We start from the raw sequence: 16,038 nt of genomic DNA on the forward strand, positions 1-16,038 counted from the left end.
GTCAGCGGTGTGCTTTGGGGCGCTTCTGCCGGCGTTTTCATCCTGCTGCTTTTCGCCGTCGTAACTGAGCGCCTGATTATCTATCGCGAGTGCCGGCCAGACGACAAGCTTGGCAAATTCTTAACAAAGTATAACTGGTAAACCCAATGGAATTAGTATTGACCCGACGCTGGCAGGGGGAAGCCAGCACACTAAGTACTTTGACCGTCGACGACGCCGCGCATCACTTTGTTTTAGAAGACGCAGACCGGGGTTTGCACTCGGAAATGAGTTTGGAGCAGATAGCTGAGAAGAAGATCAAAAAGGAAACTGCAATCCCTACCGGCCGATACAAAGTAATAATGGCGTATTCGAACAGGTTTAAGCGGATTTTGCCGCGCCTGGTGGGTGTACCAGGTTACAGCGGGATCCTGATCCATCCGGGGAACTATATCCGGAATACAGAAGGATGCTTGCTTCCAGGTTTAACCCAATGGATCCAGGACAAAAACTATTGTGTGGGATCCAGCGTGACCGCTCACGACAGGCTAGCTTCCAAAATCCTGGCAGCTGACAAAAAAGGGGAAGAAATCTGGATTACCATCAAAACCGATTACAAGCCGGCCACGGCGTAACAACATGATTTATAAACTTAAAAAGAACGGGTGAGCAGTAGCGGCCCCGTTCTCTTTTTTCAGCATATCATTAATTAGTATTTTACTGATGCCCAGGGTTGACGATAGTAAAAAATACAAGCATCTGATTGTTAGGTAGATAATAGGGTAATTAATATTCTAAACAAACGTGTGGGATGTAAACAGGATTATCATTAATGAATATCTTCGAAAATGAATCTTTCCAGCTTTTGTCTGCTTTAATAACAGTTTCTAAATATTCTTTGTTTCTGAACTTCATTTCGGGATCGTATAATAAAAACTTTGTGTCTTCGTCTATCAGCAGTGGCCAATCCTTTGCAATAGAAAATTGCTCCATAAGCATCCTTCTAGTAATTACACCGTTTTCGTTGACATTTGAAATAATGGCCCTTAAACGCTCGTCCGTTAATTCGTAGACCGTGTATTCTTTTGGACTCTTTTTTACTAAAATATCTTTTCCTTTAATAGTGTGTCCTAACACTAGTTTCGGGGAATAGCGATATTTCGATAATTCAAGTTTCGGTAAATTCATGGAATTACACAGGTCAATCAAATTGGAGTAGAACTGGAATAGGGTGTCTGATTGATGGTTGTGAAAGAATGGACTCAATGAAGCATCGATTGACAGGATTTCAAGCTTACCACTTGGCGTGTAATGGGCTACTATCCCTTCATTAAGCACTACTACCATATTTGGCCAGAATTGAGGTTCATTAGACCTTTCCCAAACACGCAAATTCTCAACTAAGGAATTCATTGAATTTCCCCCCAATGAAAAGGCAAATATGCAGCCGAAAGGCTTCGGTCTAGGATAGAATTGCACCGACATTCCATCTTTACGTGATATTTGTTCGTTTGGCACCAAGGCTTTGACCGATTTAATGTTATCGAGCCCCTCAATTAGCTTTTCCTTAGAAAGCTGGGACTTAACTTCTATTATACCATAAATGCTACCTGCTGGATAAGCTTGAACAGAATCTTTGACAACTAGCGGCACAGCTTCAAACTTGTCGTAGATTATTAGGTCACTTTGCCTGGATGTATCATTTTCAAAACCGACAACTTCACCGTTTCCGATACCAAACTTGTGAGGCATTTTTGTAGTTAAAAACTCCCTGAACGAGTCTTCCCTGTAATCACCAATATTACCGTTGTGTTTTAATTGAGCACCAATTTTGAAATCAGATAATAGCTTATCTGATGTCAGCCCGAAAAGTTCTGATAATTGCATTGAATAAGTGTTTATTAGTTAATGAAGAAATTGAAAGCCTTCTCTTGCAGTCCTCTGGCCTTTAAATCTGCAACAAAACCGAGTATGGCAGGCAAGATCATACGTGTGCATGAAAACTTGTCTGGAGAGTCACATTTTCCTAGACAGATTATTGCGATCATTTTTGGATTTATAGAGGTAGATTGATACCTGCCGTCTAGCAAAAGACACCCGTTGCGCTGAAATTTTAAGCAAAACTTTTTCTTATTTTATAACTTTATCTGTAAACAACCGCCAGCCCATTCAGGTCTTATCAGTTCATTTAGTATGAATTCGATGATATCATCTTCACCATGGACGCTAGGATTATAGTTGAACATGTTGTCAGATTTCGGGAAAGAGATTGATGCCAGCTGAGTAGTGAAACACGCCCAGATCGCGAAGATACTGGACAGTCTGACTAATGTCAGAATGCCCACATTGTTCCTTTACCAGCATAAGATCTTTGGTAGCCTTGTAGAGTGCGATCGCGCCGGTATGCTTCCAGCCGTAGATATCATAGCCCTGTTTGGATAGATCCATTTCGTCAAGTACCTTCCGATGTTTGTCATAGAAAAAGTTGTGACTGACGACGGTTTTGCCCGGCTTGTATCCATGCGAAAAAATGTAAAAATGAGGCGGGTACTCCCTGATCTTCCATTCTGAAAAGATTGCTTCCAAAGCCGGCGGGATCATCACAGACCGATGGTTTGTTTTGGACGTGTCTGCGTAGATGATAATATGATCATCCTTTATATCGCCAACCTGCATTTTTCGCACTTCTTCCCATGGTCGGCAAAATGTATAGTAGATCATCCGTACAAAAAACCAAAGTTCGGGAAGGTCCAGCTTCTCGCATGCCTCTTTGTAAGCGGCGATTTGAGCGGCGTTGTAAGCAATATGCTTGCTCGTTTTTGTGGGGAGATTAAAAAGGGTCTCGGAAATCGGATTTGATGTAAGCTTGTAAATTGGCTTGCTATAAATGAAAAATCCGCTTACGAATGCTTTATATGTGTTATATGATTTGTTTCCCATCTTCAATACTGTCAGTGCATGCGTTCGCATGTCTGCTGCATGTTCGTTATTGAAGTCCTTTAGGCTGATCTTGCTCAGGTCGTAAGCGCTGAGAAACATCACAAAATAATTTGACCATTTTTCATAGGTCTTAACCGACTGCTCCTTCAGGGTTAGCCGTTTATCCTTCATAAATTCAGCCAGCGCCGTAGCAAGCGGCATTTCTCCTGAATCCCTAAGCTTTTTCACTGGATCGATATGCCCGCCTGCCTTCAAAACTGTATTGATTTCGTCAATGATTATCCTCGCACTTTCCTTCTTGGCTTTCTGGGAGTCGCCGTAAACATTTCTCCTTCTTCTTACCAGTTCATTTCGTTTGATCGAAAAAACGTAGAATGAGACATACCAATCGGAGTTCTTGGGCCGCTGCAGTACAGCAAACTCGAAGGGGTAGGGGCCAGATTCGTCAAGGTGCAGACCATGCTTTTCCGCAAAAAATTGTCTCGTTTTTGTCTCTGATAGTTGGTTTGTCATAAAAAAAGTGCGTTTAGATACTCCAAACGCACTTTATCGACTGTGACCAGAAGGAGAGTCGAACTCCTATACCCAAACGGGCACTACCCCCTCAAAGTAGCGTGTCTACCAATTCCACCACCTGGCCGCTAATTGGATGCAAAAGTAATATTTAAATGATACGTCGCAAGAAGCTACCGCAGGTTTTTTGCATACACAGATATATTAAAGCAGGCGCCACCAATTTTGAAGGTTTTGTTATTATTTTCATCCCCCAGAGAATCAAATACTAACACGTTGGATCCTATGCCGTATTTTAACCAGAAAAACAGAAGAGATTTCATTAAAAAATTATCAGGAGGCGCATTACTGGCGGCAAGTCCTGTTCATGAATTATTGGCCGGTAATAAGAAATCCACATCCCACGAACTGCCCTGGCTCAACAGGAAGATAGCTGCCAATGACAAAATCCAGATTGCCTGCATTGGTACCGGGATCATGGGAATGGGGGATACGCGCACCGCATTGCAGGTGCCCGGCGTCAAGTTAATGGCGGTGGCAGATTTGTACGACGGGCATTTGGTGAGGGCGAAAGAGCTGTTTGGCAACGATATCCAAACCACGCGCGACTACACTGAGATCCTGAACAGGAAAGACATTGACGCGATCATTCTCGCCACACCCGATCACCTGCATTCGCAAATCGGAATCGAGGCATTGAAGGCCGGGAAAGCGGTTTATTGCGAAAAACCGATGGTGCATAAAATCGAGCAAGGCTACGATATGATCAAGGCGCAGAATGACTCCAAGAAGGTTTTTCAGGTTGGAAGTCAGCGGGTAAGCTCCATTATTTATGCCAAAGCAAAAGAACTCTATAAGGCCGGTGCGATCGGTGAGCTGAACTTTGTGGAGGTTTACTATGACCGCCACTCGGCACAGGGAGCGTGGCAATATTCCATTCCCCTGGATGCTTCTCCGAAAACAGTAGACTGGGATCGTTTTCTCTCCAACAAAGCGCCCAAAATGCCTTATGATCCGTTACGTTTTTTCAGGTGGAGAAATTACCAGGATTATGGTACCGGCGTAGCAGGCGACCTTTTTGTGCATTTGTTTTCAGGAATGCACTATATCCTCGACAGCAAAGGTCCAACGCGCATTATGACCAGCGGCGGCTTGCGTTACTGGAAAGACGGGCGTGACGTACCAGACGTGATGGTCGGGATTTACGATTATCCGAAAACAGCTACTCACCCTGCATTCAACCTGACACTGCGCGTGAACTTTGCTGACGGATCCGGTGGAGGTTCTGGCTTCCGTTTCGTGGGTACTGATGGACAGATCACCCTTTCGGGCAATACTGTTACGGTGAAGAAGAAGAAAATGGCGAAAGCGCCGGGATATACCATCGACACTTTCCCGAAAGACATGCAGGAGAAGTTCCTGGCTGAGTACCGCGCGAAGTATCCGGTGATCCCTGAAATGTCGGAACCGGATTTCGAAGAGTACAAAGCGCCGCAGGGTTATGACGACAGGCTCGACCATTTTGCATTGTTCTTTGACGCAATGCGTGGCAACAAGCAGATTGTTGAAGATGCTGTTTTCGGTTTCCGTGCCGCGGGCCCGGCATTGCTATCCAACAAAAGCTACTTTGAAAACACGGTTGTGAACTGGAATCCCGAAGAAATGAAGATTGTAAAAGCAGTCTGATGTTTGTAAAAAGCTAAAATCAAGAAAGCAACTCGGTCGAAGTCCGGACCGAGTTGCTTTTTTTGATTTAACATAAAAATTGACAGTACTTACTTTTTCGGCGCCGGACGTGGGAGGTTAACCGGGTCTACCAATGCATTTAATGTATAAACAACACTCCCGCCTTTGATCGTGAGCTCTGTTTCAATGCGTTTCTTACCCTCAATCCTGCCGTCACGTGCGTAAAAGCCGAATTTTCCATCTCGGAGGTTAAGTACCGCAACATCCGCAGTGGCGCCGACAGACAAGTGACCAAGCTCTTCGCGCCTGATCTCTTTGGCCGGGTTCCAGGTACTGGCGGCGATCACGCTTTTAAAATCCATTCCCATGGCCATGAACAGCGACATGATATTGTTCATATCTTTCATCGGTCCGTTCATGCTCGATATGTGCTGGTCTGTGCTGATCGAGTTGGGGTAAAAGCCTTGTTTAATAGCGGGTTGTCCCTGTGCAAGCAGAAAGCTTGCGCCGCCGAAACCAACGTCAAAAACAATGCCTTTCTTTTGTGCCTCAATCACATACGGTTTCACTTTGTTGGCAGTGATATCCACGATCGATTCACGGCCTTTTCCACTGTTATCGCTGTTTCCACCAAAGCAATGCGTGTAAATGTCACCAGGGCGGAGCTTTTTGAGGTAAAGCTCTTCCAACGGAAGTACCGGATCTGCGCCTCCGAAATCTACCATCAACGGAACATTCGCCAGCTTTCCGGCTCCCACTGCACGATCAGTAGGTGTCCAGTCGTGGCCGCTGAAATGCGCCAGCTTGGTTCCCACAATATTTTCGGGATACTTCTTTACCATTTCCGCTGTTTTTACAGCATCCATTTCGTCCAGACTATTTTCAAACTTGCCGCCGGCCATTCCTTCGCCAACAATGTTCAGCATTGCAAGAACGCGCGTTTTTGACAGGTCTATTGTTTGCGCTTTGAAGGTTTCAAAGGTTTTCCAGCCGGAACTGCCTGCATCTACAACCGTGGTAACGCCAGTCCGGAATGTAAATCCGTCGGGCTGCAAACCGTTTGGACCATTTCGGTAAGTGCCTTTCAGGTCGGTACCCCAGAAGTAGTGCACGTGAATGTCGATAAGGCCGGGAGTGACGTAAAGTCCTTTTGCATCAACAACCTGCACAGCGAGTTTGGGATCTATGTTTTTGGCAACCAGCGCAATTTTGCCGTCGGTACCTCCCGGGGTACCTTCAATCGCAAGGTCCATCACCGCGTCCACATTGTTTTTAGGATCGATCACGTGGCCGCCTTTGATGACGATACTGTATTTTTTGTCTTGCGCCGAAGCTGGTTCTAACCAAATAAAAAATGCAAAAAATAAAAACAGTCGATGTACTTGCATGGTAGGTATTGGATTTAGGTATGAAAAAATCCGTTCTTTTGCCGGAATGCGCAATTTACTTCAATCATCTGTTTTGTGGTCAATTATTTAGAGCTGAATTGCAGGAGGAGCAGGGAAATGCGGGCTTTGTAAAATTATGCGGGTTAGTGTCCTTTTTTTCAGGTCTCATTTGTAATGATGTAAAAACCAGTATTTAATTTCAAAAAAATTGATTTTTATGGAAACTCAAACTGATCGCCGCGAAATGGACGAGTACCTGATTCTGATGCGCCTTGACCTGCTTACCAAAGAAGCGCAGCCCTCACCGGAACAAATGCAGGGTTTTATGGAAATGTATCACAACTGGGTAGGAGACATTGCGGCGCGCAACAGGTTTGTCGGTGGAAAAGGCTTGTCTACCGAAGGAAAAGTATTAAAGCCTGGTGGCATAGTCACTGACGGACCTTTTGTGGAAATAAAAGAGTCACTTGCCGGTTTTATTATGGTGAAGGCCGAGAGCCTGGAAGATGCAACAGCCATGGCAGCTGCCTGTCCCATTTTGTATGGCGAGGGGAATAGCGTCGAAGTCAGGATGATTTCGTCGGTGCATGAAAAATGACATCCTGATCCCGCATCTGTTCAGGACGGAATACCGCAAAATTGTGTCGGTACTGTGCCGGAAGTTCGGTTTGGAGCAGTTCGAAGTAGCAGAGGATATCGCCAGCGAAACTTTCCTGGTGGCCATGCATTCCTGGGGGATTGAGGGGGCTCCGCCTAATCCGGCCGGCTGGCTTTATGAAGTGGCGAAGAACAAGGCGAAGAATCACCTGCACAGAAATGCGATCTTCAACGAGAAAGTGGCTCCGGTACTTGCGGATCAAACAGCTGAATGTGATAGTGAAATCGATTTGTCACCTGAGCATATTGCTGATAGTCAGCTGCGGATGATGTTTGCGATCTGTGATCCTGCGATAGCCGCAGCGTCGCAGATCGCATTGTCACTGCGCATTCTTTGCGGGTTTGGGGTAGGGGAGATTGCCGATGCTTTTGGTACAACAAAAGAGGTTATCAACAAGCGCCTGACGCGGGCGAAGGAGAAGTTGCGGTCGCAAAAAGTCAGCTTCGAAATGCCGGACAATGCAGTTCTTTCCGGCCGGCTTGATACCGTACTCCTGACCATTTATCTGCTTTTCAATGAGGGATATTACTCTCAGAGCCAGCATAAAACTTTGCGTCGTGAAATGTGCTTCGACGCCATGCGGCTTTGCCTGATGCTCGTTGAAAACGCGCTGACTAACAAGCCGAAAGTGAATGCGCTGCTCGCATTGATGTGTTTCCACGCCTCCCGCTTCGACGCAAGACTGTCGGATTCCGGCGAGTTGATACTCTATGAAGAACAGGAAACCAGTAGCTGGAACAGTGACCTGATCAGCAAGGGGATGTACTTTCTAAATCAGGCCCAAAATGGAAGTCAGCTCAGCAGGTACCATATTGAAGCGGGTATTGCATTCTGGCATACACAGCGGGAGGGCACGCCTGCAAAGTGGGAGCAGATCCTGCATTTGTACAACCATTTACTTCAAATCAACTACTCGCCCGTTGCGGCACTCAACAGAACTTATGCGTTGTACAAAGCCAAAGGCGCGCAAAAAGCGATTACCGAGGCTGAAAAGCTCGACATTGAGCACGATTACTTTTACTTTTTGCTGCTCGGGGAATTGTATAGCACTATAGACGGAGCCAGGGCTGCCGGTTATCTTCAAGAAGCTTTAAAACTTGCGCGCACTGAAACCGAAAAGCTGGCGGTGAAAAAGAAGTTATCTCGGTAAGCCGATCTTTTGCAATCCTGAGCAGCAGGGTAGTACCCCAAAGTCAGGCTTTACTCCGTTTGAACCACTTTTTACCCTGATATTTCTTGAACAAATAACTGTTAATTCGAACAAATAGTACCAAGGCCAGGAGAATGAAAACTGCATTGAGCTTGTACGAAAAGCCCACGAAAGTCTCCTTACCATCCAGAGACAGCTCATATCTCAGCCACGAGCGCTCGGCAGTAGTTGTCGTCTTGTCAAACGGAAGCGCCTCGTCATAGATAACCTCTGTAATATACTTGCCGGTGGTGTCGATGTACCCATATTTATCATCGAGCCTGACCATCGACCGACCTTGATTGTAGTAAGATGCAAAGTCATATTTGAGCGGCGTGCGGATCCGGCCTTTTTTGTCAATATGCCCGAATTTTCCATTGATAGCGACTGCGGAGCGATCCTCTGACGTGAAACCGGTTGCTTCGTCGTACAGGAAATTGATCCTCACTTTGCCTGTTTTGTCAATGCAGCCCCATTTGTTGTTCTTTTTTACCCAAAATAGCCCGGCAGTCGGCTTGCGCGTGTCGGTATATTCGAAGGGTACAATGAGGTCGCCGGTGAAAGGACTAATGTAGCCAAACTTATCGCCGTATTGAACACGCTCCATTCCTTGCCCCGAGTATTTGTAGGTGGGATCGATATCATCCAGTGCAACAGGTACTTTGAGCACCATATTTTTGTCAATGATCCCGTATTTGCCACGAAAATTAAAGTGATAAATATGCTTTGATCGCTTAATTTCCTGCTCGTTGAACTTGCTGAAATTCCAGTTGAGGATAAACATATCGCCCTTTCTCCACCAGATAATATCCTCTTTGGTGTCGTGGTTACAAACGTGCTCCTGCTCCGCCTGTTCAATCAGGAAGTCGTTTTTGTATTTCTCTATCGGGATTTTGTAAAGCGTATTTCCTTGTTTATCAATGTAAGAGAGCCCGAATTGCTTGCCTACCGGATAAATCACCCACGTTTTTCCATTGATAAATCGGTCGGTGCCGGCGTAAATAGCGGGTACTACGATCTTACCGGAGCGGTCTATAAAACCATGCAGCCCTTTTCCATTAGGACCAAGTTCCATGGGTACAAACTCGGCCCGATCTTCGGAGAAATCACCGATATCCCGGAATGCAGGAGTCAGTTTTTTGCCATTTTGATCAACCAGAAAAGTCTCGTAGGAAGTGCAGGGAACAGCTACTTTCTTGACAACATAGACATCTCCGTAAGCCTTGTGCTCCTTATATTCATCCAGCCAAGCTTTGTTTTGAGCAGCCAGTTGCACGCGCAACCCGGTGCAGAAAGCAAGAAGAGATAGGAAGATTGCAAAATACCTGACAGTTACAGCAAACATTCAAAAAGGTTTTTGATCCGGGTTGAACAGTTCTATGCCAGCTAATATAGGCAAGGCGCATTGTTTAGACCAATTTTACTGCGAGTGTTTTCCGGGAGGTGCAAATGTTTGTCCAATTTCATTTAAATGAATTTGCTACATTGCTAACATTTGAAAAAATCTGAAAAAATATGTGTGGTCCAAATACCTGAATGCGAGACGTATATCCATTGTCAGGAAAAAAACTCAAAAAAACAGGTCTGTGAAATTTGTTTCGTACAATTTCCCGCATACTTTTGCACCACAATTAGCGAAAAGGCTTGGCATTGTACAAGATTTTTGCGGGTTGTAAATCGAGTTAAATCGATTCCGTAGCTCAGCTGGTAGAGCAATATCAAACCAGAAAATGATTCCGTAGCTCAGCTGGTAGAGCAATACACTTTTAATGTATGGGTCCTGGGTTCGAATCCCAGCGGGATCACAAAGGCACCTCAAGAGGGTGCTTTTTTCATTTTAAATGCACACTTTTAATGTATGGGTCCTGGCCGGGCGGCCGGTGCCGTTCGAATCCCAGCGGGATCACAAGGGCACCTCAAAAGGGTGCTTTTTGATTCAAGTTTACACTTTTAATGTATGGGTCCCGGGCGGGCGGCCGGTGCCGTTCGAATCCCAGTGGGATCACAAGGGCGTTTCGAAAGGAACGTCTTTTTTTTGTGGCTACACACCATGCGGTGTCAGTTCGAATTTATGGATTATGGTACATCAAACGCCATTCTACTTCGCCTTGTTAAGCAAATTCACCCCAATCAAATAAGGCATCAGCAGGGTTATAGCCGGAATATAGGACACATAACTGGCAATAGCGAGCGGCGCGGGGAGGCCGGCGGGCAGCAGGTTTAGGATTGCTCCCAAACAGCAGAAGAAAATGTATATGGAGCTGGCAAGCCGACTGAGATGGCCCGATCTGTTTAATGCATAGGCGAACACAGCCGTGCCTAAGTAGATCAATGTTACTTCTGTCATTCTTACAACAGTGAAGGCGGAGGATACTGTTTGAAGCCAGTTGGGCTTGGCAGGCGCTCCTGGTTGGGCATATTTCACAAATACATTCGTGAGAAAAAATCCCCAGTAGGCCATGTTTGCAATGAAAAGCGGCAGCGCCATTAAAAACATCGTCTTGCCAACCCTTGCGAAACGCGAACCCGGGCCACTTTTAAGCATATTATACATTCTTAAAAAACCAATCGTGGTGAATGTGCCGCTCAGGATCAGAATGCAGTATCTCAACTGCTGCTCCCACGCCAGCGCCGCCCATCCCTCGGCAGTTTCCGGTGGCGGGCCCATTCCGGCAAAAACAGAAATCGGTGCCCAGGACATGATCAAGGGCCATGCAACGCGGCGAACAGTCTCACTTTTCGCGTCTCCCAGCGTCTTGACAGCTAAAAACATGAGCAGCATATTTAGAAACCAGCCCGGCAGATAAATCCAATGAGATTGGTGTCCGAAAATGAAGGCCATCGCCGTGACCAGGATTGGGACCGCGAGGAGGAAGGTGTAGCTGAGTTTTTGGGCAAAGGTTTTCATCATTTTACAAACGTCAAGTACATACCAATTTACTCAATCACCATCGATATTAAAAATAAGGTTATAATCTGATTTTAGAAGAATTTCGCTAGCTTTGAAAACTAGTAGTTAATCCGTACACACATTAGCGAGCTGCAAACGTGCAGCAGTTTCCATGAAAATTGTTGAGCTTACACGCATTGTTCCCGAGACGCTTTGGGCGGCGCGGTTTGAAGGGAATGAAGAAAACGAATTTGACCGCACTTTCAATTGCTGGGACGATTCGGAGTATTTGGATGCATTTTTTACCATGCACGAGCAGGATCTTGTAAAAGATTTTTACGGCTATTGCTCGGTCAGCCAAGCTATTTCAATTACAATGTCGGAAGCTGATGCATTTGAAAAACAATTGTTGCGAGTTGCAGAAGGACAGGATTCGGAAAAGAGACTGGGAGATATTTTCAAGCCACTTGACAAAACTGCTAGAATCAAAATTGTAAATGAAAAGAGCAAAGCCTATGGAACAGGCGCGAAATCGTGGCTTAGGATTTATGCCGTCAGACTTAAATACGACTTTTTTGTAATCTCAGGCAGCGCCATCAAATTGACAAAAACAATGAATGAGCGCGAGCATTTGAGAAACGAGCTCGAAAAGCTGAATGTGCTCGTGCGATTTTTGAAGCAACTGAATATTGAAACTGTGGAAGATTGGGGATACATTGATTTTGAATAACTATGCAAACGAGAGAAGATATATTACAGAAATTAGAATCGGTCACCTCTGCAGAATCCAGCAAATGGAAAGAGCGCGCAGTCCGCAAAGCCGAAAATCCGAAAGCCTTAGAAAAATCCAGGATTATTGCGATTAATATCCTTTCCCAATTGCGAAAACTAGGAATGAGCCAAAAGGATTTGGCGGACAAGTTGCAGGTGACGCCTCAAACTGTAAATTCCTGGGTAAAAGGGAATAGCAATTTCACGATTGAAACGATTGTACGGATTGAGGAGGTTTTAGGAGTGGAGTTGATTGGGGTTAGGGTGGCGTGAATCTTCTTTTCCGTCACAGATTGTAAGACATTAAAACGCATTATAGCCGTTTCAGCCGCAGAGCGGCTCCCTGTTTATAGAAAAGTAGACATCAAATTTATTTCAAAGGCCCCAGCGGGGCCTCCTGATTAATCCGGGAATTAACAGGAGGCCCCGCTGGGGCCGAACATTTATGATCATTGATTTTTCTAGAAACAGGGAGCTCCTCCGGAGCAATGCAAATTTGATAACTACCTTCCCCCAATTAACCGCTCCAACCTTTCCATCATCTCATCCTTTTCCTTCAACATCCGCTCATAAAGCTCCATTTTTTGGTCGTGAAATTTCATGATTTCGTCAACAGGATTGATATTGTAATTCGGCTGAAAATTTACACCAGCTGATTGATCATGAAATTCCTGAAATGTATTCGAAATAATATTCACCGCCTTCTCTTCATCAAAATTCCGAATCGCATCTGCCGGGATTTTCAGAATTGCCGCAACTTGTTCCAAAATATCAGAATCAATCTTTTCCCTTTGTTCAAGTAGGGAGACTTTTTGCTGGTTCCAATCATCGCCGAGCTCAAAAGCCAAATAATCTTGTTTGATTTGAAGCATTTCCCTAAAACGCTTCAAGTTACGGCCTTCGTGGATCTTCGGATTGGAGGTAGTATGTGCCATGTGGAAAGGGTGTTTGGTTAGAAAAAGCAATTTATGTAAATCTGCCGGGATGTGCCCGAATATCTTACGGCCCGCCCGCGTAGGAGTTGCAATGTAAATTACGGGTGCGCAATATTCAATTTGTAGGAGACTGATGAATCTTGATTGAGAAAGTTCTTTACGATAGTCACACGTGCTACAAAATCAGGACAAACAGAATCAGCCGGATTACACTTCAACAAAGCCGGATTCGGCTTATTCCTTCCATTGAATTCTGCGGAGCTTTGGCGAGTACTTAAAACCAATAGCTATGCGATTTTTAATAACAGGCGCGACAGGCGCTTTGGGCGGCGCGGTAATCGAAACGATGTTGAAGCGTATCCCACCAGACAGCATTGCTGTTCTTACCAGAAACGAAGAAAAGCGACTAGCTTTTCAGGCGCGCGGATTGCCAGCCTACCAGGGTGATTTTGACGATATCTCATCTTTGGAAAAGGCGATGAAAGAAGTAGATACAGTCTTGCTAATTTCAGCCGGAGACGAAGGCGACAGAATGCGGCAGCTCCGTAATGTAGTAGACGCAGCCAAAAGGGTGGGGGTTTCCGGAATTGCGTACACCAGTCGCTCCCTGCGCGACCCCGATAGCCTGTCAAATGCATTAATGGCCGACCACTTTGCTACGGAAGATTACATTCGTGATAGCGGCTTGCGGTATACGATATTCCGCAATGCCTTGTATATGGATGTGATTCCGTTGTTTGTCGGTAAACAGGTTTTTGAGACCGGTATAATCCAATCCGCTGGAATGGGGAAGGTTGCATTTGCGCTTCGAAAGGAAATGGGGGAGGCAATTGCGAATGTTATGTTGGATGAAGGCTGCGAAAACAAAACTTACAAGTTCACAGGAGACTCGGCTTATTCCTTTGACGACATTGCCTCCGCATTAACTGACTTGTCCGGAAAAGAGGTGAACTACACACCGGTCGAAAGTGCGGCTTTTGAAACGATCCTGATTAATAAAGGCCTTCCGGTCGCGATGGCGGGAAAGATTATCGATTTTAATGCTGATATTCGAAATGGGCAGGAATCCGAAGTGACGGCTGACCTCGCCCGGGCACTTGGGCGACCGCCTGCTTCATTGAAAGAAGGTCTGAAAATACTGTTTGGATTGTAAAAACTGATCATAATGTCCGCAATAGCGCCAATGCACATTCGCACCATCACCGAGTACCACCGTTTGATGGAGCTGCCCAAACCGGGACACCCACTGATCAGTGTGGTACGGTTTGAGGATATAAAAGCCTGCTCCGGTACAGGACTGAAAAGCATCAGCCATCATTTTTACACCATTGCCCTGAAAAGAAACGTCCATTCGAAATTGAAATATGGCCAGCAGGACTTTGATTTTGATGAGGGTTTAATGGTGTTCATGTCGCCCGGACAAGTTCTTACGACTGAATCTTCCACCGAACAGGATTTCAAACACACCGGCTGGCTTTTGCTGATTCATCCTGACTTTCTGCTGAATACGTCCCTGTCGCGTACGATCAATCAATACGATTACTTCGGATATCATCTGCGGGAGGCGCTGCACCTTTCTGATAAAGAAGAAGCATTGGTAGTGGGCCTGATGCAGCAGATCGAGCAGGAATATCTCGGCAATATGGATGCATCAAGCCACCCCGTGATGATTGCGCAGCTCGAACTGTTACTAACCTATGCAGAACGCTTTTATCAGCGCCAGTTCCTGACGCGCAGGGTTTCCCATCATTCTTTATTAGAGCGGGTGGAATCCTTGCTGGCCGAACGTTTTACAGACGATATGTTAGCCACTCAGGGCGTGCCCACCGTAGAATGCGTGGCCGAAGCCCTGCACCTTTCCCCCGACTACCTAAGCCGGTTGCTGACCACATTAACCGGGCAAAGTACCCGGCATTTGATCCAGGACAAGCTCATTAACCTGGCAAAACAAAAGCTTTCCACTTCTGATTTGTCGGTTAACGAGATTGCCTTTCAACTGGGGTTTGGACACGCTCAGTCCTTCTGTAAATTATTCAGGAACAAGACTAAATACGCTCCGGTGGCATTCAGACAGTCATTCAATTAAGATTTTCAAAATCCATTACGGGTTGAAGCAGGTTATGTTCCTGGCATTAAACATCGCTGAGAACACTTTCGCCCGTAATTGGTACTGCCCTGGTTCCAGCCGCATTTCTGACAGATCCTGTCAGGGAAAATCCATTTCAATTGCTACAACAATCTCAATACACTTATATTAGATAGTGAATTAATAAAGTTGCTTTATGTCCCGTGAGCCTTTGGACGATGCTGAGCTGATACTTTTACTAAAACAAGACGACGCAAATGCTTTTAAACAGCTTTACGAACGTTACTGGTTTAGAATGTACAGTCTTGCGATGAACAAACTGCGGCGCAAAGAAGTCGCGGAGGAGCTTGCACAGCAGCTTTTCGCTACCCTCTGGCAAAAAAGGCATGCATTGGATATCCTGAATGTAAAAGCATATCTCACCCAGTCCCTCAAAAACCTGATCGTTGACTACATCCGCAGGAACATTCAGGAAGAGCATTACCTCGAACACCTTCGCTTTTATTTTCCTTCCGGCAGCTTGTCGACGACGATGGCCGTGCAGTACGACGAACTTTTTGTTGCCCTGGAAGACGCACTTTTACACCTGCCCGAAAAAACGAGGCTGGTTTTTATCAAGAGCCGTTTCGAACAGCTGACTATTCCCGAGATCGCCGAGGAAATGCAGCTTTCGGACAAAGCCATTGAATACCATCTTTCCCGAGCATTGGCCTTTTTACGCAAAAATCTGCGCAATTTCTCGTCAGTTTGGCTGCTAGTCTTGCTTCAATAAATTTTTTTAGAAAAAATATCCTATTCGTCTTAGGGTAATTCGGGCTTCGTCCGTCTCTGCTTGCGAATCATACCGATTTGCGAAAAAATGGACCAGCAGGTTTACCAGGATTTACTCAAAAGATATTTACAAGGAGAGGTCACGCCCGAGGAGCGAGCCATGCTCGACAGCTGGTACGACTCCCTGGAAACGGACGCGCAAGTCTCCGTACCTGATTCCGAGCGGCTGCAA

At 45.6% G+C, this 16,038-nt stretch carries 15 protein-coding genes and 2 tRNA genes; 10 read left to right on the plus strand and 7 right to left on the minus strand.

The window, feature by feature from the left end:
* The first annotated feature begins 146 nt into the window (after window positions 1-146).
* Window positions 147-614: a DUF5675 family protein gene (locus ACTIE6_RS00990; protein WP_439554852.1), complete on the plus strand. Its 468-nt coding sequence runs from the start codon at window positions 147-149 to the stop codon at window positions 612-614.
* A 151-nt stretch (window positions 615-765) separates the two neighbouring features.
* On the opposite strand, the gene ACTIE6_RS00995 is transcribed toward ACTIE6_RS00990, so the two are convergent.
* From ACTIE6_RS00995 to ACTIE6_RS01005, 3 genes are all read right to left on the minus strand, one after another.
* Window positions 766-1,866 (minus strand): DUF6602 domain-containing protein, encoded by a 1,101-nt coding sequence (locus ACTIE6_RS00995; RefSeq protein WP_439554853.1) that lies wholly within the window; start codon window positions 1,864-1,866, stop codon window positions 766-768.
* Between the two features lie 363 nt (window positions 1,867-2,229).
* Window positions 2,230-3,432 carry a tyrosine-type recombinase/integrase gene (locus tag ACTIE6_RS01000; RefSeq protein WP_439554854.1) on the minus strand — a complete coding sequence of 401 codons (1,203 nt, stop codon included), beginning with the start codon at window positions 3,430-3,432 and terminating at the stop codon, window positions 2,230-2,232.
* Between the two features lie 43 nt (window positions 3,433-3,475).
* Window positions 3,476-3,559, minus strand: a tRNA-Leu gene (locus ACTIE6_RS01005).
* A 158-nt stretch (window positions 3,560-3,717) separates the two neighbouring features.
* Here ACTIE6_RS01005 and ACTIE6_RS01010 point away from each other — a divergent pair.
* Complete coding sequence (locus ACTIE6_RS01010) at window positions 3,718-5,118, plus strand: Gfo/Idh/MocA family protein (RefSeq protein WP_439554855.1); 1,401 nt, start codon at window positions 3,718-3,720, stop codon at window positions 5,116-5,118.
* Between the two features lie 89 nt (window positions 5,119-5,207).
* On the opposite strand, the gene ACTIE6_RS01015 is transcribed toward ACTIE6_RS01010, so the two are convergent.
* Window positions 5,208-6,506 carry an amidohydrolase/deacetylase family metallohydrolase gene (locus tag ACTIE6_RS01015; RefSeq protein ID WP_439554856.1) on the minus strand — a complete coding sequence of 433 codons (1,299 nt, stop codon included), beginning with the start codon at window positions 6,504-6,506 and terminating at the stop codon, window positions 5,208-5,210.
* Between the two features lie 217 nt (window positions 6,507-6,723).
* Between ACTIE6_RS01015 and ACTIE6_RS01020 the strand changes: the two genes are divergently transcribed.
* Both ACTIE6_RS01020 and ACTIE6_RS01025 read left to right on the plus strand, forming a co-directional pair.
* Window positions 6,724-7,104 carry a YciI family protein gene (locus ACTIE6_RS01020; RefSeq protein ID WP_439554857.1) on the plus strand — a complete coding sequence of 127 codons (381 nt, stop codon included), beginning with the start codon at window positions 6,724-6,726 and terminating at the stop codon, window positions 7,102-7,104.
* Window positions 7,094-8,314, plus strand: coding sequence for an RNA polymerase sigma factor (locus ACTIE6_RS01025; RefSeq protein WP_439554858.1), 1,221 nt, complete (start codon window positions 7,094-7,096; stop codon window positions 8,312-8,314). Before ACTIE6_RS01020 ends, ACTIE6_RS01025 begins: the two co-directional genes overlap by 11 nt.
* 43 nt (window positions 8,315-8,357) lie before the next feature.
* Here the strand turns inward: ACTIE6_RS01025 and ACTIE6_RS01030 are convergent, their stop codons facing one another.
* A complete protein-coding gene (locus ACTIE6_RS01030; RefSeq protein WP_439554859.1) occupies window positions 8,358-9,698 on the minus strand; it encodes a WG repeat-containing protein in 1,341 nt (446 codons plus the stop codon).
* Window positions 9,699-10,085: 387 nt separating this feature from the next.
* On the opposite strand from ACTIE6_RS01030, the gene ACTIE6_RS01035 reads away from it, so the two are divergent.
* Window positions 10,086-10,158 (plus strand) — tRNA-Lys (locus tag ACTIE6_RS01035).
* A 293-nt stretch (window positions 10,159-10,451) separates the two neighbouring features.
* Here the strand turns inward: ACTIE6_RS01035 and ACTIE6_RS01040 are convergent.
* Window positions 10,452-11,264 (minus strand): hypothetical protein, encoded by an 813-nt coding sequence (locus ACTIE6_RS01040; RefSeq protein ID WP_439554860.1) that lies wholly within the window; start codon window positions 11,262-11,264, stop codon window positions 10,452-10,454.
* Window positions 11,265-11,415: 151 nt separating this feature from the next.
* On the opposite strand from ACTIE6_RS01040, the gene ACTIE6_RS01045 reads away from it, so the two are divergent.
* Window positions 11,416-11,973: a hypothetical protein gene (locus ACTIE6_RS01045; protein WP_439554861.1), complete on the plus strand. Its 558-nt coding sequence runs from the start codon at window positions 11,416-11,418 to the stop codon at window positions 11,971-11,973.
* Window positions 11,974-11,975: 2 nt separating this feature from the next.
* Window positions 11,976-12,287: a helix-turn-helix transcriptional regulator gene (locus ACTIE6_RS01050; RefSeq protein ID WP_439554862.1), complete on the plus strand. Its 312-nt coding sequence runs from the start codon at window positions 11,976-11,978 to the stop codon at window positions 12,285-12,287.
* Between the two features lie 230 nt (window positions 12,288-12,517).
* Here the strand turns inward: ACTIE6_RS01050 and ACTIE6_RS01055 are convergent, their stop codons facing one another.
* Complete coding sequence (locus ACTIE6_RS01055) at window positions 12,518-12,949, minus strand: helix-turn-helix domain-containing protein (RefSeq protein WP_439554863.1); 432 nt, start codon at window positions 12,947-12,949, stop codon at window positions 12,518-12,520.
* A gap of 289 nt (window positions 12,950-13,238) precedes the next feature.
* On the opposite strand from ACTIE6_RS01055, the gene ACTIE6_RS01060 reads away from it, so the two are divergent.
* The 3 genes from ACTIE6_RS01060 (at window position 13,239) to ACTIE6_RS01070 (ending at window position 15,807) form a co-directional block, all read left to right on the plus strand.
* Window positions 13,239-14,102: an SDR family oxidoreductase gene (locus tag ACTIE6_RS01060; RefSeq protein WP_439554864.1), complete on the plus strand. Its 864-nt coding sequence runs from the start codon at window positions 13,239-13,241 to the stop codon at window positions 14,100-14,102.
* Between the two features lie 12 nt (window positions 14,103-14,114).
* Window positions 14,115-15,035, plus strand: coding sequence for a helix-turn-helix domain-containing protein (locus ACTIE6_RS01065; RefSeq protein WP_439554865.1), 921 nt, complete (start codon window positions 14,115-14,117; stop codon window positions 15,033-15,035).
* Window positions 15,036-15,231: 196 nt separating this feature from the next.
* On the plus strand, window positions 15,232-15,807 hold the full coding sequence (locus ACTIE6_RS01070) for an RNA polymerase sigma factor (RefSeq protein ID WP_439554866.1): 576 nt from the start codon (window positions 15,232-15,234) through the stop codon (window positions 15,805-15,807).
* Window positions 15,808-16,038 lie beyond the last annotated feature (231 nt).

The sequence above is a fragment of the Dyadobacter sp. genome, from assembly GCF_051859145.1.
Taxonomy (GTDB): domain Bacteria; phylum Bacteroidota; class Bacteroidia; order Cytophagales; family Spirosomataceae; genus Dyadobacter.